The sequence below is a fragment of the Mesorhizobium sp. M1C.F.Ca.ET.210.01.1.1 genome, assembly GCF_004791585.1.
GTDB lineage: Bacteria > Pseudomonadota > Alphaproteobacteria > Rhizobiales > Rhizobiaceae > Mesorhizobium.
Genome location: NZ_SRUU01000004.1, coordinates 246,595 through 273,369 on the forward strand (window position 1 = coordinate 246,595; position 26,775 = coordinate 273,369).

Genomic DNA, 26,775 nt, shown 5'->3' on the forward strand with positions numbered 1-26,775 from the left:
TCAGAACGCCTGACCGATGCCGGCATAGATGCCGAAATGCGGATCGCTCGGATCGCGGTTGAGCGGCACGGCGGCATCGATGCGCAGCGGCCCGAATGGCGTAAGATAGCGCAAGCCGACGCCTGCGCCGACCTTGACGTCCGAGAAATCCGGGAAGGACTTGGTGGAGACCGTGCCGGCATCGACGAAAGGCACGATGCCGATCGTGTCGGTGATGGCGATGCGCATCTCGACCGAGGTCTCGAAGAAGGACAGGCCGCCGATCGGCTGGCCATCGATGTCCTTCGGTCCGATACCCTGATAGGCATAGCCGCGCACCGAGCCGCCGCCGCCGGAATAGAAGCGCCGGTCGGCCGGAACGTTCTGCAGGCCGGTGCCGACGATCGAGCCGAGCACGGCGCGTTCGGCCAGCACGAACTTGCTCGCCGTGTCGAGCGACTGGTAGGCGGAGCCTTCACCCTTGAGCTTGAGGAAGGTCGCGCCGTTCAGGATGTCGTAGCTCGGCTCGGCATAGGCTAGCGCCCGGAAACCGCTGGTCGGGTTGAGCTTGTTGTCGCGGCTGTCATAGACATATTGCAGCGGAACGCTGGCGATCAGGTAGGTGTGCTTGCCGAAGGTATCGGTGATCCGCGAATAGTCGAGCGCGAACTCCGCAGAGACCCTCTGCCTCTTGTCGAGGTCGTAGGAGACGCCGATGTTGCCCTTGACCGAGAAATGATCATAGGCATCAGGATGTTCGAACACCGTCTTGATGCCGGTGAAGAACTTCGATGTCGGCCCGAGCACGCCCGGCTTCTCGAACATGATGCCGGCATTATAGTTGAGCGCCGAAATGCTGTTGCTGCCGATGCCGCTGATGGAGCCGTCGATGCGCAGTTTCTCGGCCTGGCCGAACAGGTTGCGGTGGCCCCAGTAGCCTTCCAATCCCAGCCCTTCCGTGTTCGAAAACGTGCCGCCGATGCCGAAAAAGCGTGGCTTGCGCTCGCTGACCTGGACGTCGATCGGGATGTTGCCTTGGGCGTCGAGGCTGTCGCCCTCCTTGATGGTCACGCTGTTGAAGACTTCCAGCCCGAGCAGCCGATCGCGGGCATCGTCGATCTCTTGCGGGGAATATTGCTGCCCCCGCTTGAGCCCGGTCATGTATTCGGTGAAGTCGCGATCGACCTTCTCGGTGCCCTCGACGGTCGTATCGCCGTAGCCGGCGACCGGGCCGGCCGCCACCGTCAGCGTGACGTCGAGCGTCGAGGTGGCGTGGTCGGCGACGATCTCGCGATCCGTCACCTTGGCGAGCGGCCTGCCCTCCTCCTTCAGTGCCCGCACGATCGAGGCTTCGGCCTTGAGCACGGCGCCGGACCCGGCATCGCCGCCGGCAATCAGGCCGAAATCGGCGCTCGCCAGGCCCGCAGCATCGCCCTTCAGCCTGATGTCGCCAAGTGTGAATTTTGGCCCCGCGGCAACGCTGACGACCACCGGGACCGGTTGCGGGCCCTTGAATTCGGAGTCCGGCGGCAGTTCGTCTATCGACTTGCCCTGGATGGTGATGGTGACGACGCCTTCGTAGCGGGCGTCGGCATAAAGGGCGGCGACGAGCTGTTCGCGGTCGCTGCGCGCCTTGGCCATCAGGCCGAGCGACCCCGAGACCGGATGCTCCTCGTCGCTCTTGAGCGCCGAGGCATTTTCCAGCTTCTTGACCAGATCCTTGTCGGCGTCAGGCGCATCGATGGTTACCGAATAGCGCAGCGGGTCGACGATGTCGGCGTCCTCGTCGCTCGACGAACCCCAGAGCTTGATGCCGAAAATCTCGAAGGCGGCCGCCGGGCGCGCTTCGCCGGCCAGCACGGCCGCGCAGACAAGCGCGAAAAGCAGAGCGCGCGGAAGCCCGCGCGCTGGCGCGATCGCTCCTGACATCTGCGTTTCATACGCCGGCATTAACACAACCTAGTCGACAAAACTAAAATTGGAATGAAGTTCTGAAACGCTCGTAAAGGGGCCACAATCCAATTGTCTGAAATAGACCGGGCTTGGAATTCACACCTTTTGCACCTTCGCAAGAATGTGTGATCCATCTCATAGAGGTTCTGTCGAAATACCGGCCTCTGGCCGGCATGGAAACCGTTGGCAGGTTGAAAACCTGCCGCGTTCCGGCGTTGACAAGCCCACTTGATGCTTGATCATGCCCGAACGCTGGCAATGTCTGGGAGGGTGATATGGCAATGCGCGCGGCTCGTGGTCTCTCTTTCCTTCTCCTTCTCTTTTTCGCCCCTATCTTCCTCGGATCGAACGGCGCGGCACTTGCGGCCGAAGCCCGGCGAATCGTAACGACGGACAATTCCGACTATTTCGGTTTCGACCTCAGATCGGACCAGAATGTCAGCCTCGATCAATGCAAGACCACGTGTCTCGGCGATCCTGCATGCCGCGCCTTCACCTACAACACCAAGGCCAAATGGTGCTTTCTCAAATCCGACTATAATCAGCTGAAACCCTTCAGCGGTGCCATAGCCGGCAAAGTCGCCAATGTCGATGGCGACCCCGATATCGGCGCCCCGCCGGAGCTTGCCTTCTTTCCCGGCTGGATGGCCGACCAGGCCCAGCAGTTCCGCAACAAGCTGACCGATCCGGCCTATGACAAGCCGACCGAAGGCTTGGCGGCACTTGAGGCAGCTGCCGAAGAGGCGGCGCTCACTGGCGACCATCGCCTGGCCATGCAGAAATACCAGGCGGCGCTGTCCGTCCTGCCGGACGACGGCGCGCTCTGGCTGGCGCTGGCGCGCGAGACGCTCGCCGTGCCGCCGGCTTCCAACACCTCCGAGTCCTCGACCTTGCCGGCAAACGTCACCTCGGCCGCCTTCAACGCCCATAGGCTGGTGCGCACCGCAAGGACCCGCGCCGAGGCGCTCGCGCTGCTTGCCGCCGGCCTCGACAAGCGCGACCTCTTCCGGCCGGCCATCCAGGCCTATGAGGCGAGCCTTGCGCTGGTGAGCTCGCCCGCGGTGCAGGCCGACTATGCCGACCTCAAGGCACGTAAGGGTTTCCGCGTCATCGACCATTCCGTCGACGCCGATTCCAGCACGCCGCGCATCTGCGCGCAGTTGTCCGAGGAACTGGTCAAGACCGGCGTCGATTATTCGCAGTTCGTCACCGTTGACAACGCCGCGCCCAAGGCCGTCGAAGCCAAGGACAAGCAGATCTGCGTCGAGGGGCTGGAGCACGGCCAGCACTATGACGTGACCTTCCGCGCCGGCCTGCCGGCGGCGATCGGCGAGACGATCGCCGCACCGGTCGTGCTGTCGATCTACGTCCAGGACCGCGCCCCGTCCGCCCGCTTTACCGGCGACAGCTTCGTGCTGCCTTCCGGCGCCCGCCGCGGCATCCCGGTCGTCACCGTCAACATGAACGCCGCCAAGATGAAGCTCTATCGCATCGGCGATCGTTCGCTGGCGCAGCTTCTGTCCGGTTATCAGTTCCTGCATCAGCTCGACGGCTATGACATTTCCACCATTTCGGACCAGATGGGGGAGCCCGTCTGGGAAGGCACGCTCGACATCGCCAACGACCTCAACAAGGAGGTCACCACCTCCTTCCCGGTCGACGAGGCGATCCCGCAGCGCAAGCCCGGCGTCTATGTGCTGACCGCGCAGCCGGTCGACGACAAGAGCGACGACTATGGTTCGCGCGCCACGCAGTGGTTCGTCGTTTCCGACATCGGCCTCTCCACCTACACCGGCCAGGACGGTCTCAATGTCTTTGCCCGCTCGCTCGGCTCCGCCAAGCCGATCGCCGGCGCCGAACTGACGCTGCTTGCCAAGAACAATGAAATCCTTGGCACGGCCACATCCGACGCCGAAGGCCACGCGGTCTTCAACCCGGGCCTCACCCGCGGCGAAGGCGGCATGGTGCCGGCCGTGCTGATGGCCAAGCAGGGCGACAACGACTTCGTCTTCCTAGACATGGGCCGCGCCGGTTTCGATCTGTCGGACCGCGGTGTTGCCGGGCGTGCCGCGCCCGGCGCGCTCGATGTCTATGCCTGGACCGAGCGCGGCATCTACCGCGCCGGCGAGGATGTCCATGTCGCCGCCCTTGCCCGCGACGGCGCCGCCAAGGCGGTCGAGAACCTGCCGCTGACCTTCATCTTCACCCGTCCCGATGGCGTCGAGAGCCGCCGCGTCGTCAGCGACGGCATCTCCGCCGGTGGCCATGCGGTCGACCTGCCGCTCGAGCCCAACGCCATGCGCGGCACCTGGACAGTGTCGATCTACACCGATCCGAAGCAGTCGCCGGTGGCGAGCCAGATGTTCCTGGTCGAAGACTTCGTGCCGGATCGCATCGAGTTCGATCTGACGGCCGACAAGAAGGAGATCGCCCAGGGCGAAACCGCCAATGCCAGCGTCGACGGACGCTTCCTCTACGGCGCGCCGGCCGCCGGCCTTGCGCTCGAAGGCGAGATGACGCTGTCGACCACAAGCAGTTGGGACCGGTTCAAAGATTTTACCTTCGGCCTCGCCGACGAGCAGTCGGCCGAGCCTTCGGTGACGCCCTTGGCCAACCTTCCCGTTGTCGGCGATGACGGCAAGGCGACCTTCCCGGTCTCGATCGACCAGTTGCCGTCGACCACCAAGCTGGTCAATGCCAAGGTCACCGTCCGCATGCGGGAAGCCGGCGGCCGCGCCGTCGAGCGCTCGCTGGACATCGCAGTCCATCCTGAGAAGGAGATGATCGGCATCCGTCCGGATTTCGAAGGCGACGAGGTGCCGCAAGGCGGAACGGCGAAGTTCAGCATCATCGCCGTCGATCCGAACGGCAAGCGCGAGGCGCTGAAAGGCGCTCAGTGGTCGCTGGTCAAGGTCGAGCGCAATTACCAATGGTACCGCTCGAACAATTACTGGAACTATGAAGCGGTGAACCTCACTAAGGCCGTCGCCAACGGCCAGGTCGACCTGAATGCCGACGGCGAGGCGACCGTGTCGCTGCCCGTCGACTGGGGCCGCTACCGGCTCGAGGTCGAGACGGCCGACCCGGACGGTCCGGCGACCAGCTACGAGTTCGATGCCGGCTGGTATGTCGCCTCGACCACCACCGAAACGCCCGACGGCCTGGAGATCGCCCTCGACAAGGACACTTACGCCGCCGGCGAAGTCGCCAAACTGAAGGTCTCGCCGCATTTTGCCGGCGAACTGCTCGTCACCATCGGCGCCGAGAAGCTGTTGAAGACCGTCACCGCTTCGGTGCCGGCCGGCGGCGGCACCGTCGACATCCCGGTCGGCGATGACTGGGGCGCCGGCGCCTATGTCACGGCGACATTGTTCAGGCCGGGCGATGCCGAGCAATCGCGCATGCCCGCCCGCGCCATCGGCGTCGAATGGCTGACCGTCGATCCGGGCTCGAAGAAGCTCGCCGTCACGCTGACGCCACCCGAAAAGACGGCGCCGCGCCAGCAACTGTCGATCCCGGTCGCCGTCAACGGCGCCCAACCCGGCAGCAACGCCTATGTGATGGTCGCGGCTGTCGATGTCGGCATCCTCAATCTCACCAACTACAAGACGCCCGATCCGGAGGACTGGTTCTTCGGCCAGCGCATGCTGGGCCTCGAGATCCGCGACCTCTATGGCCGGTTGATCGACGGCTCGCTCGGCACCACCGGCAAGCTCAGGACCGGCGGCGACGGCGCCAACATGCAGTCGCAAGGCAGCCCGCCGACCGAAAAGCTGGTCGCCTTCTTCTCCGGCCCGGTTGAGCTTGACGCCAACGGCAAGGCGCGGGTCGACTTCGATATCCCGCAGTTCAACGGCACCGTGCGCGTCATGGCTGTCGCCTGGACCAAGGAGGCCGTCGGCCATGCCGAGACCGATGTCATCGTGCGCGATCCGGTGGTGATCACTGCCGGTTTGCCTCGCTTCCTGGCGCCCGGCGATGCCGGCACGATGCGCCTCGACATCGCCGACACCGACGGTCCCGCCGGCGATTACAAGCTCTCGGTCACCACGACCGGGGATCTCTCGACCGGCGACAAGCCCCTGCCCGAGAAGCTGACGCTCGCCCAGGGCAAGCGGCAATCGCTCTCCTTCCCTCTGATTGCGCGGACGGCGGGCGATGCGTCGGTCACCGTCAAGCTCGCGCATGACGGCGGCACCGAGGTCGAGCAGACGCTCTACCTGCCGGTTCGACCGGCGCAGCTCCCGGTCACCAACCGGATGGTGGTCGACCTGAAGCCCAAGGGCGGCGCACTGCGCGTCGACAAGGAACTGCTCGCCGCAAGCGTGCTCGACGGCGCTTCGGTCAGCGTCGGCATCTCGCAGGCGGCAGCCTTCGACGTTCCCTCGCTGCTGATGACGCTCGACCACTATCCCTATGGCTGCGCCGAGCAGACCACCAGCCGCGCCATGCCGCTGCTCTATGTCAACGACATGGCGACCAGCATCGGCATGGAAAGCGATCCCGAACTGCACGGCCGCATTCAGGACGCCGTCTACAAGGTGCTGAGCTACCAGGCCTCCAGCGGCAGCTTCGGCCTCTGGGGTCCAGGCTCCGGCGATCTCTGGCTCGACGCCTATGTCAGCGAGTTCCTGACCCGGGCACGCGAGCAGAAATACGACGTGCCGCCGCAGGCGATGAACCAGGCGCTGAACAACCTGCAGAACTCGCTGGGTTATGACCAGGACGTCCAGGACCGCGGCAGCGAGATCGCCTACGCGCTCTATGTGCTCGCCCGCAACAAGAAGGCCTCGATCGGCGACCTGCGCTACTACGCCGACACCCAGCTCGAAGCCTTCTCCAGCCCGATGGCCGTCGCACAACTCGCGGCGAGCCTCGCGCTCTATGGCGATACGCAGCGCTCGGAAGCCACCTTCCAGACGGCGCTGCGGCTCGCCCAGGCGAGCACGGAATACGACTATTATCGCTCCGACTACGGCTCGCCGCTGCGTGACGGCGCGGCGATGCTGGCGCTGGCGGCCGAATCGAAGCCGGTGCCGAGCATCGTGCCGCAGCTGATCAGGCTGGTTGCGAGGGAGCGGGCCGACGCCCGTTGGACGAGCACGCAGGACGAATCCTGGATGCTTCTGGCCGCGCGGGCGCTGAGGGAAGGCAATGATTCCATCACGCTTTCCGTCAACGGCGCGCCGCATTCGGGCGGCTATTCCGACCGGATCGCCGGCAGCGAGCTTGCCGACAGTCCTCTTACTATCGCCAACACCGGCACGACGCCGTTGCAGGCGGTGGTCACCGCTATGGCGGCGCCCGTCGAGCCGCTGCCGGCCGGAGGTGACGGCTTCACCATCGATCGCACCTACTACAAGCTCGACGGCACCGAGGCCAACATCACGGAAGCCAAGCAGAACGAGCGCTATGTGGTCGTGCTCAAGGTCTATGAGCAGAACAGCTGGCCGTCGCGCGTGCTGGTCACCGACCTGCTGCCGGCCGGCTTCGAGATCGACAACCCGAGCCTTGTCTCGAGCGCGCAGTTGTCGAACTTCTCCTGGCTGGCGCAGACCGACGCCGCGCATCTGGAGTTCCGCGACGACCGCTTCGTCGCCGCCTTCAACCCGAACGAAGGCGACGGCGACCGTAACATCACGTTGGCCTATGTCGTGCGCGCCGTGACGCCGGGCACCTATGCCCATCCGGCGGCGACGGTGGAGGACATGTACCGGCCGCAATACTCGGCCCGCACCGCCTCCGGCATGATGGAGGTCAAGGCGGAGTAACGCGCCGATTGTGCGAAAATGAACATGGCGACTGCACTGCCCCTCATCGGCCTGCCAGCACCTTCTCCCCGTATCGAACGGGAAGAAGGGAGAAACTCCGACGCTGACGGCCCCCTTCTCCCCGTTCTTCACGGGGAGAGAGAAAGGGTGAGGGGCAGCGCCATGCTCTCCAAGAAACTCATCCGACGAACCGCCATCTCAGGCATCTCGCTTGCGTGTCTTGCGGCCATCTCCGTCGCCGCCCTCTGGGAACTCGACCGCGCCTTCCCGCCGCCGTTGCCGGCCACGCTAACCGTCTCGACAGAGGTGCAGGACCGCGACGGCCAGTTGCTTCGCGCCTTCGCCACGCCGGATGGCTACTGGCGGCTCGAAACCCGGCTCGACCAGGTCGACAGAGCGTTCGTCGACATGCTGGTCGCCTATGAAGACAAGCGCTTCTGGGGCCATGATGGCGTCGATGTCCTGGCACTTTGCCGCGCCGCCGGCCAGTTCGCCACCAGCGGCCATATCGTATCCGGCGGCTCGACGCTCTCGATGCAGCTTGCCCGGCTGATCGAGCCGCGCGACAGCCGCAGCCTCGGCTCCAAGCTCAAGCAGATCCTGCGCGCCATCCAGATCGAGCGGCGGCTGTCCAAGCAGGAAATCCTCGAACGCTACCTGACGCTGGCGCCCTATGGCGGCAATCTCGAAGGCGTGCGCGCCGCCTCGCTCGCCTATTTCGGCAAGGAGCCGAAGCGGCTGACCGTGTCGGAAGCAGCCCTGCTCGTCGCGCTGCCGCAACTGCCGGAAAAGCGCCGGCCCGACCGCAACCTCGACATCGCCCACGCCGCGCGCGACCGTGTGCTCAACCGCATGGTGTCGGCCGGTCTGCTCGGCGAACGCGAGGCCGCCCGCGCCGCCCTCGACGACGTCTCCGGCCTGCGCCGTAAGCTGCCGGCGCTGGCCGCGCACGCCTCCTACGCCATGCTGCCCAAGGCCGAGCCCGACAAGCCGCTGCAGCTCACCATCCGCAGAAGCGTGCAGCAAGGGCTGGAGCAGGTGGCGAGGGATGCCGCCAGGAAGCTCGGCCCGAAGCTCTCCATTGCCATGGTGATGGCCGATGCACGCACCGGCGACATCCTCGGCGAGGTCGGCTCGGCCGATTTCTTCGATGCCAGCCGCTCCGGCTGGATCGACATGACCAAGGTCGTCCGCTCCCCGGGCTCGACGCTGAAGCCTTTCATCTACGGGCTCGCCTTCGAGCAGGGGCTGGTGGCGCAGGAGACCATCATCGAGGACAGTCCGGCCGATTTCGGCGGCTACCGGCCGAAGAATTTTGACATGGGCTATCAGGGCGACGTCAGCATCCGCCAGGCGCTGCAATTGTCGCTCAACGTGCCGGCGATCCGGGTGCTCGACGCGGTTGGGCCCGCGCGGCTCACCGCGCGTTTCCGACAGGCCGGCGTCAACCCGATCCTGCCGGTCAACGAAGCGCCCGGCCTGGCGATCGGGCTTGGCGGCGTCGGCGTCACCTTGCGCGACCTGGTGCAGCTCTATACGGGGCTCGCCAATGGCGGCAAGATGCACACGCTGCATGACGGCACCGAGCCAGCCAATGCCGAACGCGCCACCGCCACCATCCTCGACGACCAGGCGGCCTGGCAGATCAACGACATATTGTCCGGCCTGAAACCGCCGGAAGGCGCCATGCAGCGCGGCATCGCCTACAAGACCGGCACGTCCTATGGCTATCGCGATGCCTGGTCGGTCGGCTTCGATGGCCGCTACGTGCTGGGCGTCTGGGTCGGCCGCGCCGATGCCAGCCCGATCCCCGGCCTCTCAGGCTATGTCTCGGCGGCGCCAATCCTGTTCGAAGGCTTTGTCCGTTCCGGCCTCGCCAGCGTTCCGCTGCCGGGCCGGCCGCCGGGCGTCTTCAATCCCAAGCGCGAGGAACTGCCGGTAACGCTTGCCCGCTTCGGCGCCGGATCGGACGGGCTGGTACAGGCAACGCCGACCGAGCCGGCGCCGACCATCGTCTTCCCGCCGGACGGCGCCCGCGTCGACCTCGGCACCAATTCCGCGGACGCCACGCCGCTGGTGCTGAAGCTGCAGGGCGGCCGCGCGCCGTTCCGCTGGCTGGCCAACGGCAAGCCGCTTGCCGGCATCGACCGCCGGCGCACCGCCACCTGGCAGCCCGACGGCACCGGCTATTCGACACTGACCGTGATCGACGCAGCCGGACGGGCGGCCAGCGTGAAGGTTTTCGTTGAATAGAGTGCGGCAAGAGATTCAGCGGATTGCGTTTCTTCGCCTGAGGTCCGGCGCGAGGCTTGCAACGCTGGCTGTTCTGACCGCAATTTCCTTCCCGGCCTTCGCCGATCCCCTCCCCGCCGGCTTCACCCGGCTTGCCGACGTCGATCCGACAATCCGCCAGGACATCCGCTACGCCGGTCGCGAGAACTTCCTGCACCGCAAGGTCGAAGGCTACGACGCGCCGATCTGCATCCTGACCGAGCAGGCGGCGAAGGCGCTGTCCAGCGTCCAGAAAGCGATCGCCGCCAGGAGCCTGACGCTGGTCGTCTTCGACTGCTACCGCCCGGCGCGCGCTGTTGCCGATATGGGGCAATGGACGCGGCAAGGCGGCCCACCCGACCCGCAATGGTATCCGAAGATCGAGCGCGGTGATCTTGTCGCCAAGGGTTATGTCGGCGAGTTGTCCAGCCATTCGCGCGGCTCGACCGTCGACCTGGCGATCGCTGAGACGCACAATGCAAGCGCGGCACATCCCGCTTGCGGGGCACCCGACGCGGTCACGCTGGACTTCGGCACCGGCTTCGACTGTTTCGATCCGATGAGCGAGACGGCCCGTCGGCCTCTTCCCGCCGAAGCAGCGGCCAGCCGCAAGACGCTGCTGGCGGCCATGCGCGCCGCCGGCTTCCGCAACTATGCGCGCGAATGGTGGCATTTCACGCTGGCGGAAGAGCCCTTTCCGAAACAGCGTTTCGATTTCCCGGTCACCGCGAACTAGCCAGGCCGCAGGGACTTGCCTGGAGGCGGACCGCTTCTAATTAGGTCGGCTGACGAGGAGTCCGACGGTGGCAGTTTGAGGAAGTTATTTCCTCCACCGGCCGCCGTTCAGCGAAAAATTGCTGCGAGGAGGTGAAAAAGGCAACATTCAATGCATCTAATTTCTATAAAATCGCTAGAGTTCGTGCAGTTCAACGGAGGCGGAAATGACCAATCCTCATTTCAGGAAACTGCTCGGCGCGCTGGTCGCCACATCTGTCCAGTTCGGCACGCTCGGTTTCGCGTTTGCCGACACGACCATTCTGAACGTGTCCTACGACCCGACACGTGAACTCTACAAGGCCTATGACGAGGCCTTCGCCGCGCACTGGAAGGCCGAAACCGGCGAAACGGTCACCATCCAGCAGTCGCACGGCGGGTCCGGCGCGCAGGCCCGGGCGGTGATCGACGGTCTCGACGCCGATGTCGTGACGCTGGCACTCGAAGGCGACATCAACGCCATCGCCTCGAAGACCAAGAAGATCAACCCTAATTGGCGCACGAAATTCGAGAACAACTCAGCGCCCTACACCTCGACCATCATTTTTCTCGTCCGCAAGGGCAATCCCAAGGGCATCCATGACTGGAACGATCTGGTGAAGGACGGCGTCCAGGTGATCACGCCGAACCCCAAGACTTCCGGCGGCGCGCGCTGGAACTATCTCGCTGCCTGGGCGTATGCCAGCGCCCATGACGGCAACGACGAAGCCAAGACCAAGGAATTCGTTGGCAAGCTATATGCCAATGCCCCGGTGCTCGACACAGGCGCACGCGGTTCGACCGTGACCTTTGCACAGAAAGGCCTGGGCGACGTCTTGATCGCTTGGGAAAACGACGCCTATCTGGCGCTTGACGAATTCGGCGCCGACAATTTCGACATCGTCTATCCGCCGACCTCGATCTTGGCCGAGCCACCTGTCGCCGTGGTCGATGCCAATGTCGACGCCAAAGGCACACGCAAGGTGGCTGAAGCCTATCTTTCCTACCTCTATTCCAAGGAGGGCCAGACCATCATTGCCAAGAACCATTATCGGCCTTCCAAACCCGAACTGGTGCCGCCGGAGGATCTCGCCAAGCTGCCGCCGATCAAGCTGATCACCATCGACGATCCGCTTTTTGGCGGCTGGAAGAAGGCACAGCCTTACCATTTCGGCGACGGTGGTATATTCGACCAGATCTACAAGCCGGTCCAGTGAGGGCCGGGTATCCCAACACTGCCTAGTGCAATCTGGTTGAGCAAGAAGGGACGATCCAGAACAGCATGACCACAGCACCCGCTCAGGCAGGGTGGCGGTTCAGACAGCCGAGTGTCATTCCGGGCTTCGGGTTGACGCTCGGCTTCTCGCTTGCCTACCTCACGCTCATCATCCTTATCCCGCTTTCAGGGCTGGTGTGGCGCTCGGCAGCGCTCGGCTGGACCGATTTCTGGGCGATCGCCATGGATCGCCGCACCCTGAACGCACTCGAAATCAGCTTCGGCGCTGCCTTGATCGCCGCTGCCGTCAACGTCGTGTTCGGTACGCTCGTTGCCTGGGTGCTGGTGCGTTATCGTTTTCCGGGCCGCCGCATCGTAGATGCCATGGTTGACCTGCCCTTTGCCTTGCCGACGGCCGTGGCCGGCATCTCCCTTACCACGCTCTATGCGCCGAATGGCTGGATCGGCCATCTTCTGGCGCCGCTCGGCGTCAAGGTCGCCTACACGCCGCTCGGCATCGTCGTGGCCCTGGTCTTCATCGGCCTGCCTTTCGTCGTGCGCACCGTGCAGCCGATCATGGAAGAGTTGGACAAGGAGGTGGAGGAAGCCGCCGCCACGCTCGGCGCCAGCCGCTTCCAGATCATCACCCGCGTGCTCTTCCCGGGCCTGGCGCCGGCAATCATCACCGGTTTCTCGCTCGCTTTCGCGCGCGGCGTCGGCGAATACGGCTCGGTCATCTTCATCGCCGGCAACCTGCCCTTCAAGTCGGAGATCGCGCCGCTTCTGATCGTGATCCGGTTGGAGGAGTACAATTATCCGGCAGCGACCGCGATCGCCGCGATCATGCTGGCGCTGTCCTTCCTGATGCTTTTGGTCGTCAATCTCGCCCAGACATGGAGCCGCAAGCGCTATGGCTGATCCCGAGATCAAATCCTACGAGCCGCATCACGAGAGCCTGTCGGCGGCAGTAACCGAAAGTCGGCAAGTCAAGGCGGTGCTGATGGCGATCGCCTTCGCTTTCCTCGCGGTCTTCCTGCTTTTGCCGCTGATCGTCGTCTTCCACGAGGCGCTTGCCAAGGGCATAGGCGCCTATACTGAAGCGCTTTCCAATCCCGACACGCGCTCGGCCATTCGGCTGACGCTGCTGGTGGCGGTGATCTCGGTGCCGCTCAACGTCATTTTCGGCATCTCGGCCGCCTGGGCGATCGCCAAGTTCGAGTTCAAGGGCAAGGCGTTTCTGACCACGCTCATAGACCTGCCTTTCTCGGTCTCGCCGGTCATTTCGGGTCTAGTCTACGTGCTGCTCTTCGGCGCGCAGGGGCTGCTCGGCGAATGGCTGAAGGCGCACGGCATCCAGATTTTGTTCGCTGTGCCGGGCATTGTGCTCGCCACCGTTTTCGTCACCTTCCCTTTCGTTGCCCGCGAGCTGATCCCGCTGATGCAGGAACAGGGCAACGGCGACGAGGAAGCAGCCCTTTCGCTCGGCGCCAATGGCTGGCAGACCTTCTGGCATGTGACGCTGCCCAACGTAAAATGGGGCCTGCTCTACGGCGTGCTGCTGTGCAACGCCCGCGCCATGGGTGAGTTCGGCGCGGTGTCGGTGGTTTCGGGCCACATTCGCGGCCTCACCAACACCATGCCGCTGCATGTCGAAATCCTCTACAATGAGTACAACGCCGTCGGCGCCTTCGCCGTGGCTTCGCTGCTTGCCAGCCTGGCGCTGGTGACGCTGGTCTTGAAAACACTTCTCGAGATGCGCTACGGCGCCGAGATCGCTGCGACGCGCGGACATTAGATGCATGTCGCCCAAAAGTGTGTAGCGGTTTTGGGACAACGACAGCATCGACTAACTGAGGGATCTCTATGGAAGTTCGCGTTGTCAACGTGCGCAAGGAGTTTGAGCGGTTTCCTGCGCTCCATGACGTGTCGCTCGACATCAGGTCGGGCGAGCTTATCGCGCTGCTCGGACCGTCCGGCTCCGGCAAGACGACGCTTCTGCGTCTGATCGCCGGCCTGGAGCGGCCGACCAAGGGCGCCATCTTCTTCGGCGACGAGGACGCCTCCCAGAAGTCGATCCAAGAGCGCAATGTCGGCTTCGTCTTCCAGCACTACGCGCTGTTCCGCCACATGACTGTCGCCGACAATATCGGCTTCGGCCTGAAGGTCCGGCATGGCGCGGCGCGCCCGTCGGCGTCGGAGATCCGCCGCCGCGCTTCCGAACTGCTCGACCTCGTCCAGCTCTCGGGGCTGGAGAAGCGCTATCCGGCGCAGCTCTCCGGCGGCCAGCGCCAGCGCGTGGCGCTCGCACGCGCCATGGCAATCGAACCCAAGGTGTTGCTGCTCGACGAGCCGTTCGGCGCCCTCGACGCGCAGGTACGTCGCGAGTTGCGGCGCTGGCTGCGCGAGATCCACGACGCCACCGGCCATACCACGGTCTTCGTCACTCACGACCAGGAGGAAGCGCTTGAACTCGCCGACCGTGTCGTCGTCATGAGCCAGGGCCGCATCGAGCAGGTCGGCTCGGCCGACGAGATCTACGACATGCCGAACTCACCCTTCGTCTACAGCTTCATCGGTGAATCGAGCTCGCTGCCGGTCAAGGTCGACAACGGCGAGATCTGGCTCGCCGACCGACCTATCGGTTTGCCGGCGTCCAACGCTGCCTCCGGCGAGGCACTGCTCTATTTCCGCCCGCACGATGTCGAGCTGCTTGACGGCTGCAGCGGCTGCATCGCCGGCACGGTCGCCGCCAGCCGGCGCGTCGCCGGCACAAGGCGGGTCGAGCTCGAGATCGGCGGCGAGCGCCAGCGCGTCGAGATCGAGCTGCCGGTCGACCATCCCGCGGCGCAGAAGAGCCGCGTGGCCTTCAGGCCGCGGCGCTGGAAACTTTTCCCGGCTTCCTGATACATCTTTCTGCTTGCCGCTTTCCTGTGGCGCCCGCCGGGCGCGCGATGAATCTGCCTGGAAGAAAATCCTGCCAAACAGCTGTTTGGGCGGCGCTTTTTCCTGGCGCCTGCCATCCACTCGGAGCACGTGCCTCGTCGGACCAGACTTTCCTTTTTATAGTCGCATCATAGTTTTTGACTATTCCGAAGGAGACTCGTTTCCATGAAGCGCTTGCTGCTTGGCATCGCCACTTTCGCCGGCCTCGTCCTCGCCTCCCCCCAAGCCTGGTCGGCCGACAGGCTCTTGAATGCCTCCTACGACGTTGGCCGCGAATTGTTCGCCGACATCAACAAGGCCTTCATCGCCAAGCATCCCGGCGTGACGATCGATCAGTCCCACGCCGGCGCCTCGGCGCAGGCGCGCGCCGTCGCCGATGGTCTGGGTGCCGATGTCGTCACTTTCAACCAGGTCACCGACGTCGATTTCCTGGTCAAGAAAGGCCTGGTCTCCGCCGACTGGCAGAAGGATTTCCCCGACAACGCCTCGCCCTTCTATTCGCTGCCGTCCTTCCTGGTGCGCGCCGGCAATCCCAAGCACATCAAGGACTGGAGCGATCTCGTGCGCGACGACGTGCAGGTGATCTTCCCCAACCCTAGGACATCGGGCAACGCGCGGTACACCTACCTGGCGGCGACCGCCTATGCGAAGGAAGCCTTCAAGGGCGACGACGCCAAGGTGAAGGAGTTCATCGCCAAGCTGTTCAATAACGTGCCGATCTTCGACACCGGCGGCCGCGCTGCCACCACCACCTTCGTGCAACACGAGATCGGCGACGTGCTGATCACTTTCGAATCGGAAACGCGCGGCATCCGCAAGGAATATGGCGACGACAAATTCGAGCAGGTCACGCCTTCGGTCAGCCTGCTTGCCGAATTCCCGGTGGCGATTGTCGACAAGGTCGCAGACGAGCACGGCAGCCGCGATCTCGCCAAGACCTATCTCGACTTCCTCTATTCGCCCGAGGGCCAGGACATTGCCGCCCGCGACGGCCTGCGGGCCCGCGACGCTGCGGTCGCCGCCAAATACAAGGCGGATTTTCCCGACGTCCGCCTGTTGAAGGTGGACGAGGTCTTCGGCGGCTGGGAGAAGGTGCAGAAGGAGCATTTCGCGGCGGGCGGCCTGCTCGACCAGGCCTACGGTAGCCGCTAGCCTTTCAATCGGAAGGAGCAAGAGAGCCGGCCTTTGCCGGCTTTCTTCACATCTGGGGTCGGTATCGCCTTGCCGGCGACGACATCGCGGCCAATGTGAAAAACGTTACGAAGAATCAACGCGTTTGTGCCTAAACCTGTGTCGACGAATTGTTGTGCCAATCGCGCCGCGCGGCCAAACTGTCATGATTTGCACACAAACAACCGCCAGATGCAGGGCGACTGGGGTTTGATGAACTGAATCGGGCATGCTGACCAAAAAAGGCAAATACGGCCTCAAGGCCCTCGTGCATCTTTCCACCCTGCCGGTTGGCCAGCTTGCATTCGTCAACGACATAGCGGTCGCCAACAACATCCCGAAGAAGTTCCTGGATGCCATCCTGGGCGAGTTGCGCAATGCCGGTTTCGTGCAGAGCCGCAAGGGCAAGGAAGGCGGCTACCGCCTCGCAAGGCCGGCTTCCGAGATCAAGATCGGCCATGTCGTGCGCGTGCTCGACGGACCGCTGGCGCCGATCCCTTGCGCCAGCCGCACGCAATATCAGCGCTGCGAGGATTGCGACGAGGCGACATGCCAGGTCCGCCACATGATGCTGGAAGTGCGCCAGGCGATCGCCGAGGTGCTCGACAATCGCAGCCTCGCCGCCATGCGCGATGCTGACAACGACGATTTCCCGGCCGAACTGACGTCGCAGATCTGATGCATGTCGCCCAAAGCTGCTCTGCGGTTTTGGCAGAACGACATCCATCAAAACAAAGATTTAGGCGCGTCGCCTGATTCCGTTTCGATGCGACGCGCTTTAGCCGCCAAGCCACAGCGCCATGCCGTTGGTTGTCTGTCCGCGTCAGACGCAGTAAAGCGGCTGAGGGATGGAACAAGGTTTGGGGGTATCTGACGCATGAGGCTACCTGGGCTTGGCAAATCGCGCAGGGCCAAACGGCAACCCTCATCCGCCAGCATCTATCATACTGAGATCATCGCCGACGTGGCGGTGCCGGAGCGGGGCGAAAGCGTGCGCTTCTTCAGCCGCAAGCTCGTGCGCCCCGGCAAATTGCGCCGCGTCTCCAACAAGGATCTGCGCGAAACCCTGCTCTCCCTGTTCTATCTCGGCGTGGCGACGGTCCTGCCGGTCGCCTGGTGGGCACCGATGTGCAATTGGGCCTCATCGCTTCGGCGCAAGCGCCATTTTCGCAAGGAATTCTCGCGCTACGACGTCGCGATCAAAGCAGTGCTAGGCGATGACGCCGACACGCAAAGCCTTTTCAGGGGCCATCTCGCCGGCGCGCATCGCCGCCGCCTGATGCTTGCCGCCCATCTCGCTCCGCGACGCTGGGCGCCGGCAATCCGGCTGGAGGGCGCCGACGGCTTGCGCGAGGCCCTGCGGCGCGGCCGCGGCGCCATCGTCTGGTGCGATCAGTTCATCGCCCAGACCATCATGGGCAAGCGCGCCCTTTTCGAAGCCGGCATTGAGGCGCATCAGGTAAGCGTCAACTTCCACGGCTTTTCGGAAAGCAAATTCGGCCTGCTCGTGATCAACAGGCCGCTGGTCGCGGTCGAGAACCGCTTCCTGAAGAGCCGCATCGTCTTCGAGCGCGCCGACGCCTACCAGGTCACCGCGCGCATCCAGAAGACGCTGAAGGAGAACGGCGTCGTGCTGATGACCAACACCATCCATGCGGGCTTCACCTTTACCGAAACCGCAATGGGCGAGCGGGGCTGGACCCACCTCGCCTCGGCGCCGGCAAATTTCGCGGCGCGCGCAGGCGCTGCGCTGTTTGCCATGTCGACCCTGGAGACCATGCCCTTCCGCGAGTACCGCGCGATCGTCAGCCCTGAACTGAAGCCCAACGCTGCCCAGCCCGCGTCATTGCCGGCAAAGGACGTCGCGGCAAAGAACCTCGTGCTGCAGGCGGGCTACATCCTGCTCAAGCGCGACCGTCTGCTGGAAGCTGTCAAACTATACCCCGAGCAGATGATGGCCTGGTCCGGCGCCCAGCGGCTCACCGGGCAGCACGATCAAGCTGCGATCGGCGGCGACGCCGCCTAGAGCGGTTCAGTGTTTAGCCGAGTACGTCCTTCACGATCCTGGCAACGGTCCGCGTCGCATCTGCCGTCACCGCCCTCTCGTCCGCGCCCGGCTCTTCTAGAGTCGCGAACTGGCTGTCGACCAAGCTTGCTGGCATGAAATGGCCCTTGCGGCCCGCGACCCGCCGCCAGGCGGTCTCACGATCGATCTTGAGATAGAGGAAGACGATGCCGGGGCAAAAGCTGCGCAGCCGGTCGCGGTAGCTGCGCTTCAGCGCCGAGCAGGCTGCCACGGCCTTCTGTCCGTCGGCTACGGAAGTCGAAATGCGCTCGCCGATAGCATCGAGCCAGCCCTCGCGCAACGCATCCGTCAGCGGCTCGCCGCGCGCCATGCGCGCCACATTTTCCGGCGGGTGCAGGCGGTCGCCTTCAATAAAGATCGCCTTCAGAATTTTGGCCAGCGCCTCGCCGACGACGGTCTTGCCGCAGCCGGCCACCCCCATGACCACAATCGCCGGCGCTGACCGGATGTGGTTTGCTCGTGCCTCTGCCGGCTGTGGCGTCACCTTTTTGTCCATGGTCTGCAGTTTGCCAGCGCACGGGGCAGAACAAAAGCATCGCCGTTGGGTGCTCCACAATGAAGGGGTAGTTTAACGGCCTCACCTAACCAGCCAATGATCGGTCAGACCGCCTTCGCTTGATCGGCCGTGCGCGCTTGCTCCCGCGTGCCGGAGACGATGATCTCCAGAACCTCATGCTCGTCGGTGTTCTTGATATGGCGGTCGCCGACATTCTCGCCGCGCTTGAGCACCATGACACGGTCGCCCACGGCGAAAATGTCGACCAGCCGATGCGAGATGATGATCTGGGCAACGCCCTGCCTTTTCAGTTCCAGCATGGTCTCGAGGAGCCGCTCGGTCGCCATCACCGAGAGATTGGCGGTCGGTTCGTCGAGGATCACGACGCGTGGCTCGAAGGAGATTGCGCGGGCAATTGCAACGGATTGCTGGCGGCCGCCCGACAGGCTTTCGACCTTCTGGAAAACGGAGTTCACATCGACCTTGAGCCGTTTCAGCACGCTGTCGGCTTCCGCGTACATTTTCCGGCGATTGACAAACGGGCCTTTGCGCGGCCAGCGGCCGAGGAAGATGTTCTGGCCGACATCCATGTTCCCGCAAAGGGCGAAATCCTGGTAGATCATCTCGATACCGGCATCGCGGCTCTCATGCGGACTCTTGAAGTGCACCGGTTGGCCGGCGACGAAGATTTCGCCGGCATCGCGCTGATAAGCGCCAGTCAGGATCTTCATCAGTGTGGACTTCCCAGCCGAGTTGTCGCCGACCAGGCCGAGAATCTCGCCCGGATAGAGCGCCAAATCGACCTTGCGAAGCGCTTGTACGGCTCCGAAGGCCTTTTCGATGCCGCGCATTTCCACGATCGGTTGAGGCAAAGCAGCGTCAGGCATCGGCGATTTCCGAGGTTCGTGCGCGTCGCGCGAGGCGGGCTCGCAGGCGACCGAAGAGGTTGGCCTGGCGCACCCAGATGTCGATCAGCACTGCCGCGATGAGGATGACGCCAATGAAGACGTTGATCCAATGCTGCGGCATGCTGAAGCCCTGGACATTGAGCTGCAGGAGCGCCCGGACAAGGGTGATCACGGCGGCACCAGCCAGGGAACCCAGCATGGTACCGTAGCCGCCGAAGATCGACCCGCCGCCGATGATCACGGAGGCGATGGCGTCGAGCTCGCGGAACTGGCCCGCAACGGGGTTGAAACTTCGGAAATAGGCGACATTGATGATTCCGGCCATCGTCGCGCAGAACGCCGCCAGCATGAGCGAGATGAAACGCGCCCGGTTGGTGTTGATGCCGGCATAGGCGGCGGCGCGGATGTTGCCGCCAGTCGCATAGACCTTCTGTCCAAACGGCGTGTGGGCGAGCACGATGCCGGCAATCAGGGCGACAAAGACCATCCACACCGTCTGCACGCTGACTACTTCGGCGAGGCTTCTGAGGATGCCGTCCGGAAGCACGATGTTGAAGTGAAGGAGGATGTCGTTCACCTTCCGGCCGAGCAGATTGTAGCCTTCCGGCCAGCCGGTAAGCTGCTGGCCGGCCACGAACCATGCCGCGAGGCCGCGGGCGATGTAGAACATGCCAAGCGTGGCGATGAAGGCCGGGAGCTTCAAGCCGACGGCGACGACGGCGTTGACGAGACCGGCGAGCATTCCCGCAAGCAGGCCCATCGCGACAGCGGTGACGGGGTCGGCGCCCAGGACCTTCAGGAAATAGGCCGCCGCGCTGCCGGCGAGCGCCAGGACGGCTCCGACGGAGAGGTCGATATCGCCGGCCGCGATGACGTAAGTCAGTCCGACCGTGATCAGCGCCAGCTCGGTATAGTTGAGCAGGATCGCGAAAGTGTTGGACAGGTTCCACCAGTAATCCGGCCTGAGGAAGAGACCGGTGAGCCATAGCACCACTGTTAAAATGACGGCGAGGGCATCGCGCCGGGCGAGGAACTTGCCGAACCCGGTCGCCGACAGCGCTATGTCGGTCGCCATTGCGCCCTTGGTCGCCACGCCTTCGAGCGCGACGCCGCCGATCTCGAAGGCCGGCGGCGGTGGCCTGCCGCGCAGCCATGCCCAGAAGCGAGCCGCAACCTGGCGGCGGATGAGGTAGGGCTCGATCAGCACGGCGATGACAAGCAGCAGCCCGAGGAAAACCGGTACCGCACCCACCGGCAGGGAGTAGACGGCGTTGACCGTCACTTCCTCCTCGCCAATCTTGATGGTGCGCGTGATCGGCAAACCCTCGCGCAGCACCTTGTCGAGCAGAACGACCAGCATGGCGCCGAGGCAGGACCCGGCGACGCGGCCGCGACCGCCGAGAATGGAAGCGCCGCCGATGATCACCGCGGCGATGACGGTCAGTTCGCCGCTGACGCCGTAAAGCGGGGTCACGCCCTTGTCCTGAGCGGCCGACAGGAGGCCGGCAACGGTGGCGCAGAGCGACGAGAGCAGATAGGCGCGGATGCGCACCCAGCTCGTCGGTATGCCGGCATAGACCGCTGCCTGCTCGTTGCCGCCCGTCGCAAAGGTCTCGTAGCCCCAGCGAGTGTTGGCGAGCACGTAGGCGCCGATCACCGCAATGACCGCGGAGATCGCTATCTGATTGTTGAAGCCAAAGACGTTCGTTTCGCCGAGATGGAAGAACAGCGGGGCCGCCTTCGCTTTACCCGGATAGTAGATCGCCTGACCCTGCGTGAGGGCTAGGACGAAGCCGCGGCCGATTAAAAGCGTGGTTAGGGTGGCGATGAACGCCGGCACTTTTAGAATGGTAACGAGCACGCCGTTGACGAGGCCGATCACCGTGCCAAGAAGGACGCAGACGACCACTGACGTGACGATGTCGAGATCGGCGAAGCTTGGCGCGAACAGCCTGGCAAAAACGACGGCCACAAGGCCGTAGATGGAGCCGACTGAAAGGTCGAGGTCCTTGTTGACGATGACGAAGGTCATCCCGACGGCGATGATGGCGACCCGCGAGGTATCGCGAAGCAGCGCATGGAACGCCTCCGGCGAGCCGAAGAACGTCGGATTGACGGCGGCGCCGCCGAGATAGATCAGCGCCAGCAGGGCAAGCAATCCCATTTCCCAGCCACCGACGAGCTGGGGTGGAAGGCGACGAGCGAGAGCTTCAGCGGGCATTTTTTGATGAAGGGTTCCGTAGGCCAAACTGCGCGGGAGATATCGGTCCTCCCACACCAGGTTCAGGATCGCTTCCTAAAGCGCGTCGCGCCTGAAGGGATCACGCGACGCGCTTTAGGTTCTGTTTCATGCATGTCGTTATCCCAAAACCGCTGCGCACTGTTGGGCGACATGCATTGGTTCAGTTCTCGAAGCGCTTGCCGATCTTTGCAACAGTCTCCTGCGTCACGAGCTGAGCGCGCGTGTCGAGATTGGCGGCTGAGATGCCGCGGTCGATCTGGAGATAGAGCTGCATGACCGGATAGAAGCCCTGCAGGAAGGGCTGCTGTCCGAGCGCGCCAGTCAGGTCGCCGCTCTTCAACGCATCCTGCTGGGCCGGACCAAGGTCGAAGCCATAGGCACAGATTTTTCCGGTCTTTCCGGTCTGGGCAACGGCCTTAACCAACGCCGGCGTGAAAACGTTGTTGCCCGCGAAGGCGCCGACGACGTCACCCCGCGATTCGAAAAGGGTCACGATGCCGTTGACCGGGTCGTTCGGATTGGTGTCGATACCGGTGTTCTCGGGACCTGCGTCGACCTTGAAGGCTTCGAGCTTGCCGGCGGCCTTCAGGCCTTTGACGACCGCGTTGAACGCCGAGGTGACGCGATTGTTTACCTCGATGTTGCCCATTGCGGTCGAGGACGGGAAGACGATCGAGCCCTTCTCGATGCCCTTGTCGGCCAGGCACTTGACGAGCGCCTCGCCGGCGATTGCCGCTGCGGAGGCGTCCTGGCCGGTGTGGCTGATGCCGCTGCGGTCAAGGATCGTGCCGTCGAAGGAATTGGTCGTTGCGACCGGTATGCCCTTGGCCTCGGCGGCCTTGACGATGTCGTTGTAGGCGCCGACCTGGGGCGTTGTCATGATCAGCCCGTCGATAGTCGGATCCTGCACGATCTGATTCAGGATTTCGATCTCGCGGGCCGGGTCGTCGGTCGGAGATTCCGAGCCGAGCAGCAGTATCTTGGCGCCGATCAGATTACCGGCGGCCGTCGCGCCGACATAGACCGGATCAAAGAAGCCGTTGCCGGCCGTATGTGTCACGATGGCGAAGGTGAGATGACCGTCGGCCGAATGGAAATCCTTGGTTGTGGGGGCTTCCTTTGCGGCTTCCTCGAAGCTGTAGCCGCCGACTGCTTTCTGGACGCCGCCGGACTGAGCGAAGGCGGAGGGCACGCCGAGCAGCAACGCTCCGGCGCATGCCGCGAGCGGGAAAGTACGTCTCATGATTATCCTCCCTTGCATTCAACGGGCGGAAGCCGTTCGAGCGCATTTATTCAGGAGATATTCCGACTGCTTCCTCCCACTTCGCAATTTTCTGCCCAATGCGTTTGCAAGTAAATAGCCCGCTGCATCCACTGTTCGAGGGGGATGTCATGTGACGACGCCGGGTGAGTTCGTCAGCCGCATGGCAGGCTCGCCACTCCTCCACGATCAGCGACTTGCCGGAGCGCGGCCATAGAGCAGAAGCATGACGACGATCACGACGCCGTAGATGATCTGCCGCCCCGCTTCCGGCATCTGCATGACCGACAGGATCGATTGCAGCAGCGTGATCAGGATCACGCCGGCGACGGTTCCGAGATAGGAGCCGCGTCCCCCGAGGATCGAAGTGCCGCCAAGCACCACCGCAGCGATCGACGGTAGCAGATAGGCGTCGCCCATCGACTGCGCGGCCTTCGATGCATAGCCGGCGAGCAGGACACCGCCAAAGGCCGAGAGTCCGCCCGACACGGCAAAGGCAATCATAACCACACGCCGCGTGTCGATGCCCGAAAGATAGGCGGCGCGCTCGCGGTTGCCGATGCCATAGACGGCGCGGCCGAAGCTGGTGCGTGTCAGCACGAAAACCATTGCGGCCCCTATCAGCGCCCAGATGATCACGGCATTCGGCACACCGGGGATGGTGAAGCCGGTCGCGAGGTAGCGCATCGCCGCCGTCGCCGCGTCCTGCGGCGAGAACCCGCCCGTATAGACCACCATCAGCCCTTGCGCGACGGCATTGGTGGCAAGCGTGATGATCATCGAAGGGATGCGCAGGTAAGCGACGCCGATGCCGTTTACGATGCCGATCGCGACGCCGCACAGGATGCCGAACGGGATGGCGAGCGCGACGCCGACCGGACCGTAGGCCGCGGCTGCGCAGGCCATCATGGCACCCGTCGCCACAGACCACGGCACGGACAGGTCGATCTGCCCGAGCAGGATCACCAGCATCATGCCCGTCGCGATCACGCCGAGGAAGGAGGCGACCTTCAGCTGCTGCAGGAGATATTCCGGCGACAGGAAGCTGCGCGAATAGAGGCTGCCCACCAAAAGCAGGACCACGATGCAGGCAAAGGCGGTGACCACCGCCGGGTCGGCGCGGCGGATGAATTTCGGCATGCGGCCGGCGATGCCGCCAAGCGTCGTTTCGCTCACAGGAACCACTCCAGCCGGTTGCGCACCCTGAACAGCGCGAAGGCGCCGAGGCTGACCGCGATCAACAGGATAACGCCCTGGAACAAAGGCTGCCAGAGCGGATCGAAATCGAAGACGAACAGCAGGTCGCCGATGGTGCGGAAGGCAAGCGCGCCGAAGATGGCGCCGATGGCGCTGCCCTTGCCGCCGAACAGCGAAACACCGCCGAGCACGACTGCGGCGATCGAGAACAATGTGTAGGCGTTGCCGCTCGCATAGGCCGCTTCGCCGGTATAGGTGAAGAAGGTGAGGAACAGGCCACCGATCGCGGCAAGCAGCCCGGCGAGCGTGTAGGCGAGGAACTTGCCCCTGCGGATCGGCACGCCCGACATATAGGCCGCGGTCTCCGAGGAGCCCGCGGCGTAAGCAGCGCGGCCGAGTTCGGAGCGGCTGAACGGCACCCAGACAATGAGTACGACGACAAACAGCGCCATCAGGCTCGCCGGCACAAAGCCGAAGAAGCGCCCGGTCAGGAAATCGGCAAGGTCTTCATTGACCGAACCGCCGGGAACCGGCCGCAGCAGCAGCGCAAGGCCGAAATAGACAGCACCTGTGGCAATTGTCGCAACGATCGGCTGCAAACGGCCATAGATGACGATCGCGCCGTTGACCGCCCCGCAGATGACCCCGGTGCCCAGCACGGCCACCACGCCGAATGCGGTTTCGAGCCCGGTGCCGATCACCAGCCAGGAAGCCATGCAGTTGGTCAGCGTGAAGATCATGCCGACCGACAGATCAATGCCGGCGGTGATCACCACCAGCGTTTGCGCCATGGCGACAAAGGCGAGCAGAACACCCTTGTTCGCTGCCGTCTGCACGACATTGGCGGTGAAGCCGGCCGGATGGTTCGCGCTGTAGATGGCGAACATGACGATGAAGATGCCGAACGCGAGCAATGTTCCGCGCTGCTCGGCCAGCCAGTAGCGCCATTCCTTCACGCGCTCTCTCCCTGTCCCGCGCGGGCGTCGTCGCCGTGGATGTTCAGCGCGCTGGCAATCAGCGCGCGCTCGGTGATCTCGGCGCCGATCAGTTCGCGTTTGACCGCGCCGTCATAGAGCACCAGCACGCGGTCGCAACAGCCGATCAGTTCGTCGTAGTCGGTCGAATAGAACAGGATAGCGGCGCCCGCGTCGGCCAGCTTGCGCATCAGCTGGTAGAGCTCCTGCTTGGTGCCGACATCGATGCCGCGGGTCGGATCGTTGAGCAGGATGATGCGCGGCTGACGCATCAGCCATTTGGCGATCACCACCTTCTGCTGGTTGCCGCCAGACAGCGCGCCCACCGGAATATCGAGGCCCGCCGTCTTGATGGCCAGCAGCCCGACCATGTCGTCGATCAGCCGCTGCTCGGCGCCACGATCGATGACGCCCGCCTTCGACAGCCTGTCGAGCGCCGCGAAGGACAGGTTCTCGCGCACCGTCATCGGCAGCATCAGCCCTTCCGTCTTGCGGTCTTCCGGAATCAGCGCCATGCCGACGCGGTCGTCGCTAGCAGTGGAAGGGCTGGCGATCGAAACCGGCTTGCCGTCGACCAGGATCTGCCCGGAAAGGCCGCGCAGCACGCCAAAGAAGGCGAGCAGCAGTTCGCGCTGGCCCTGGCCGTCAAGGCCGCCCAGTCCAACCACCTCGCCCGCCGCCACCGACAGCGAGATTTTGTCCAGCCTGTCGCTCCAGGAGAGATCGCGGGCCTCCAGCACCGGCGTACCGGCCTGGGGCCTGGCCGGCTTCGGCGGAAAGATGTGGCTGTATTCGCGGCCGATCATCAGTTCGACGACTTCATTGTCGGTTTTCGAGCCCGCTGCGTAGCTGGCGACATTGCGGCCGTTGCGGAACACCGTGCACTGGTCGGCAAGCTCGGCGATCTCGTTCATGCGGTGCGAGATGTAGAGCAGCGCCAGCCCCTGCTCGCGCAGGCGCTTGAGCACGCCGAATATCTTGGCGACATCCGCGGCCGTCAGCGCCGAGGTCGCCTCGTCGAGGATCAGGATGCGAGGCTTCCTGGCCAGCGCCTTGGCGATCTCGACCATCTGCCGGCGCGACAGCGGCAGATCCTTGACCAGCGCCAGCGGATGGATGTCGGAGGCGCCGGCGCGCGCCAGCGCCTCCTCCGCGATACGGCGCTGCGCCTTGCGGTCGATCATGCCGAAGCGCTTCGGAGGATCGGAAATGACGATGTTGTCGGCAACGCTGAGTTCCGGGATGAGCGACAGCTCCTGGAAGATGCAGACGATGCCGGCGTGGTTCGCGGCCGCCGGCGATGCGAAGGTCACGTCGCGGCCCTCAAGCGTCATGTTGCCTTCGTCAGGCGCCACGACGCCCGCCATCACCTTGATCAGTGTCGATTTGCCGGCGCCGTTTTCGCCGAGGATGGCATGGATGCTGCCGGCCGTCACCGTGAGATCGGCCTTTTCCAGGGCGCGAACGCCGCCATAGCGTTTGGATATGCCTTCCATGCGGAAGAGCGGAGCCGCGCCGTCCATCAGCCCTCCCCAGGCCAGTTCGCGATTGGCAT

18 protein-coding genes are annotated in these 26,775 nt (G+C 64.1%); 10 read left to right on the forward strand and 8 right to left on the reverse strand.

Annotation, left to right across the window (positions count from 1 at the left end; genetic code table 11):
- On the reverse strand, positions 1-1,929 hold the full coding sequence (locus EN853_RS06955) for an autotransporter assembly complex family protein (RefSeq protein WP_127858634.1): 1,929 nt from the start codon (positions 1,927-1,929) through the stop codon (positions 1-3).
- Between the two features lie 278 nt (positions 1,930-2,207).
- Between EN853_RS06955 and EN853_RS06960 the strand changes: the two genes are divergently transcribed.
- The 10 genes from EN853_RS06960 (at position 2,208) to EN853_RS07005 (ending at position 18,082) form a co-directional block, all read left to right on the forward strand.
- Positions 2,208-7,703, forward strand: coding sequence for an alpha-2-macroglobulin family protein (locus tag EN853_RS06960; RefSeq protein WP_127858633.1), 5,496 nt, complete (start codon positions 2,208-2,210; stop codon positions 7,701-7,703).
- A 162-nt stretch (positions 7,704-7,865) separates the two neighbouring features.
- Entirely contained in the window at positions 7,866-9,956 is a 2,091-nt protein-coding gene (gene pbpC / locus EN853_RS06965) for a penicillin-binding protein 1C (protein ID WP_189343864.1), read from the forward strand.
- A 1-nt stretch (position 9,957) separates the two neighbouring features.
- On the forward strand, positions 9,958-10,710 hold the full coding sequence (locus tag EN853_RS06970; protein ID WP_348631561.1) for a M15 family metallopeptidase: 753 nt from the start codon (positions 9,958-9,960) through the stop codon (positions 10,708-10,710).
- A 205-nt stretch (positions 10,711-10,915) separates the two neighbouring features.
- Positions 10,916-11,944 carry a sulfate ABC transporter substrate-binding protein gene (locus tag EN853_RS06975; RefSeq protein ID WP_127858631.1) on the forward strand — a complete coding sequence of 343 codons (1,029 nt, stop codon included), beginning with the start codon at positions 10,916-10,918 and terminating at the stop codon, positions 11,942-11,944.
- A 65-nt stretch (positions 11,945-12,009) separates the two neighbouring features.
- Positions 12,010-12,861, forward strand: a complete 852-nt coding sequence (gene cysT, locus EN853_RS06980) for a sulfate ABC transporter permease subunit CysT (protein WP_127858630.1) — start codon at positions 12,010-12,012, stop codon at positions 12,859-12,861.
- Positions 12,854-13,738 (forward strand): sulfate ABC transporter permease subunit CysW, encoded by an 885-nt coding sequence (gene cysW, locus EN853_RS06985; protein WP_127858629.1) that lies wholly within the window; start codon positions 12,854-12,856, stop codon positions 13,736-13,738. Before cysT ends, cysW begins: the two co-directional genes overlap by 8 nt.
- 68 nt (positions 13,739-13,806) lie before the next feature.
- Positions 13,807-14,847, forward strand: a complete 1,041-nt coding sequence (locus EN853_RS06990; RefSeq protein ID WP_127858628.1) for a sulfate/molybdate ABC transporter ATP-binding protein — start codon at positions 13,807-13,809, stop codon at positions 14,845-14,847.
- Between the two features lie 204 nt (positions 14,848-15,051).
- Positions 15,052-16,038 carry a sulfate ABC transporter substrate-binding protein gene (locus EN853_RS06995; RefSeq protein ID WP_127858627.1) on the forward strand — a complete coding sequence of 329 codons (987 nt, stop codon included), beginning with the start codon at positions 15,052-15,054 and terminating at the stop codon, positions 16,036-16,038.
- Between the two features lie 247 nt (positions 16,039-16,285).
- Positions 16,286-16,735 (forward strand): Rrf2 family transcriptional regulator, encoded by a 450-nt coding sequence (locus EN853_RS07000; RefSeq protein WP_127858626.1) that lies wholly within the window; start codon positions 16,286-16,288, stop codon positions 16,733-16,735.
- Between the two features lie 198 nt (positions 16,736-16,933).
- Complete coding sequence (locus EN853_RS07005; protein WP_127858625.1) at positions 16,934-18,082, forward strand: hypothetical protein; 1,149 nt, start codon at positions 16,934-16,936, stop codon at positions 18,080-18,082.
- 13 nt (positions 18,083-18,095) lie between these two features.
- Here the strand turns inward: EN853_RS07005 and EN853_RS07010 are convergent, their stop codons facing one another.
- From EN853_RS07010 to EN853_RS07040, 7 genes are all read right to left on the reverse strand, one after another.
- A complete protein-coding gene (locus tag EN853_RS07010) occupies positions 18,096-18,638 on the reverse strand; it encodes a gluconokinase (RefSeq protein ID WP_127858624.1) in 543 nt (180 codons plus the stop codon).
- A gap of 104 nt (positions 18,639-18,742) precedes the next feature.
- Positions 18,743-19,525 (reverse strand): ATP-binding cassette domain-containing protein, encoded by a 783-nt coding sequence (locus EN853_RS07015; protein WP_127858623.1) that lies wholly within the window; start codon positions 19,523-19,525, stop codon positions 18,743-18,745.
- Positions 19,518-21,767 (reverse strand): ABC transporter permease, encoded by a 2,250-nt coding sequence (locus tag EN853_RS07020; RefSeq protein ID WP_127858622.1) that lies wholly within the window; start codon positions 21,765-21,767, stop codon positions 19,518-19,520. Before EN853_RS07020 ends, EN853_RS07015 begins: the two co-directional genes overlap by 8 nt.
- A gap of 181 nt (positions 21,768-21,948) precedes the next feature.
- Positions 21,949-23,031 (reverse strand): substrate-binding domain-containing protein, encoded by a 1,083-nt coding sequence (locus tag EN853_RS07025; protein ID WP_127858621.1) that lies wholly within the window; start codon positions 23,029-23,031, stop codon positions 21,949-21,951.
- Positions 23,032-23,238: 207 nt separating this feature from the next.
- Positions 23,239-24,225 (reverse strand): ABC transporter permease, encoded by a 987-nt coding sequence (locus tag EN853_RS07030; RefSeq protein WP_127858620.1) that lies wholly within the window; start codon positions 24,223-24,225, stop codon positions 23,239-23,241.
- Positions 24,222-25,202 carry an ABC transporter permease gene (locus EN853_RS07035; RefSeq protein ID WP_127858619.1) on the reverse strand — a complete coding sequence of 327 codons (981 nt, stop codon included), beginning with the start codon at positions 25,200-25,202 and terminating at the stop codon, positions 24,222-24,224. The genes EN853_RS07030 and EN853_RS07035 overlap by 4 nt, the downstream gene beginning before the upstream one ends.
- A complete protein-coding gene (locus EN853_RS07040) occupies positions 25,199-26,743 on the reverse strand; it encodes a sugar ABC transporter ATP-binding protein (protein WP_127858618.1) in 1,545 nt (514 codons plus the stop codon). The genes EN853_RS07035 and EN853_RS07040 overlap by 4 nt, the downstream gene beginning before the upstream one ends.
- Positions 26,744-26,775: the final 32 nt, after the last annotated feature.

Coding starts and splice junctions, on each gene's coding strand:
- EN853_RS07015 (WP_127858623.1), bottom strand. CDS start 19,525: ATGCCTGACGCTGCTTTGCCTCAACCGATCGTGGAAATGCGCGGCATC.
- EN853_RS07025 (WP_127858621.1), bottom strand. CDS start 23,031: ATGAGACGTACTTTCCCGCTCGCGGCATGCGCCGGAGCGTTGCTGCTC.
- EN853_RS07005 (WP_127858625.1), top strand. CDS start 16,934: ATGAGGCTACCTGGGCTTGGCAAATCGCGCAGGGCCAAACGGCAACCC.
- pbpC (WP_189343864.1), top strand. CDS start 7,866: ATGCTCTCCAAGAAACTCATCCGACGAACCGCCATCTCAGGCATCTCG.
- EN853_RS07040 (WP_127858618.1), bottom strand. CDS start 26,743: ATGGACGGCGCGGCTCCGCTCTTCCGCATGGAAGGCATATCCAAACGC.
- EN853_RS06975 (WP_127858631.1), top strand. CDS start 10,916: ATGACCAATCCTCATTTCAGGAAACTGCTCGGCGCGCTGGTCGCCACA.
- cysT (WP_127858630.1), top strand. CDS start 12,010: ATGACCACAGCACCCGCTCAGGCAGGGTGGCGGTTCAGACAGCCGAGT.
- EN853_RS06955 (WP_127858634.1), bottom strand. CDS start 1,929: ATGCCGGCGTATGAAACGCAGATGTCAGGAGCGATCGCGCCAGCGCGC.
- EN853_RS06990 (WP_127858628.1), top strand. CDS start 13,807: ATGGAAGTTCGCGTTGTCAACGTGCGCAAGGAGTTTGAGCGGTTTCCT.
- EN853_RS07010 (WP_127858624.1), bottom strand. CDS start 18,638: ATGGACAAAAAGGTGACGCCACAGCCGGCAGAGGCACGAGCAAACCAC.
- cysW (WP_127858629.1), top strand. CDS start 12,854: ATGGCTGATCCCGAGATCAAATCCTACGAGCCGCATCACGAGAGCCTG.
- EN853_RS06960 (WP_127858633.1), top strand. CDS start 2,208: ATGGCAATGCGCGCGGCTCGTGGTCTCTCTTTCCTTCTCCTTCTCTTT.
- EN853_RS07000 (WP_127858626.1), top strand. CDS start 16,286: ATGCTGACCAAAAAAGGCAAATACGGCCTCAAGGCCCTCGTGCATCTT.
- EN853_RS06995 (WP_127858627.1), top strand. CDS start 15,052: ATGAAGCGCTTGCTGCTTGGCATCGCCACTTTCGCCGGCCTCGTCCTC.
- EN853_RS07020 (WP_127858622.1), bottom strand. CDS start 21,767: ATGCCCGCTGAAGCTCTCGCTCGTCGCCTTCCACCCCAGCTCGTCGGT.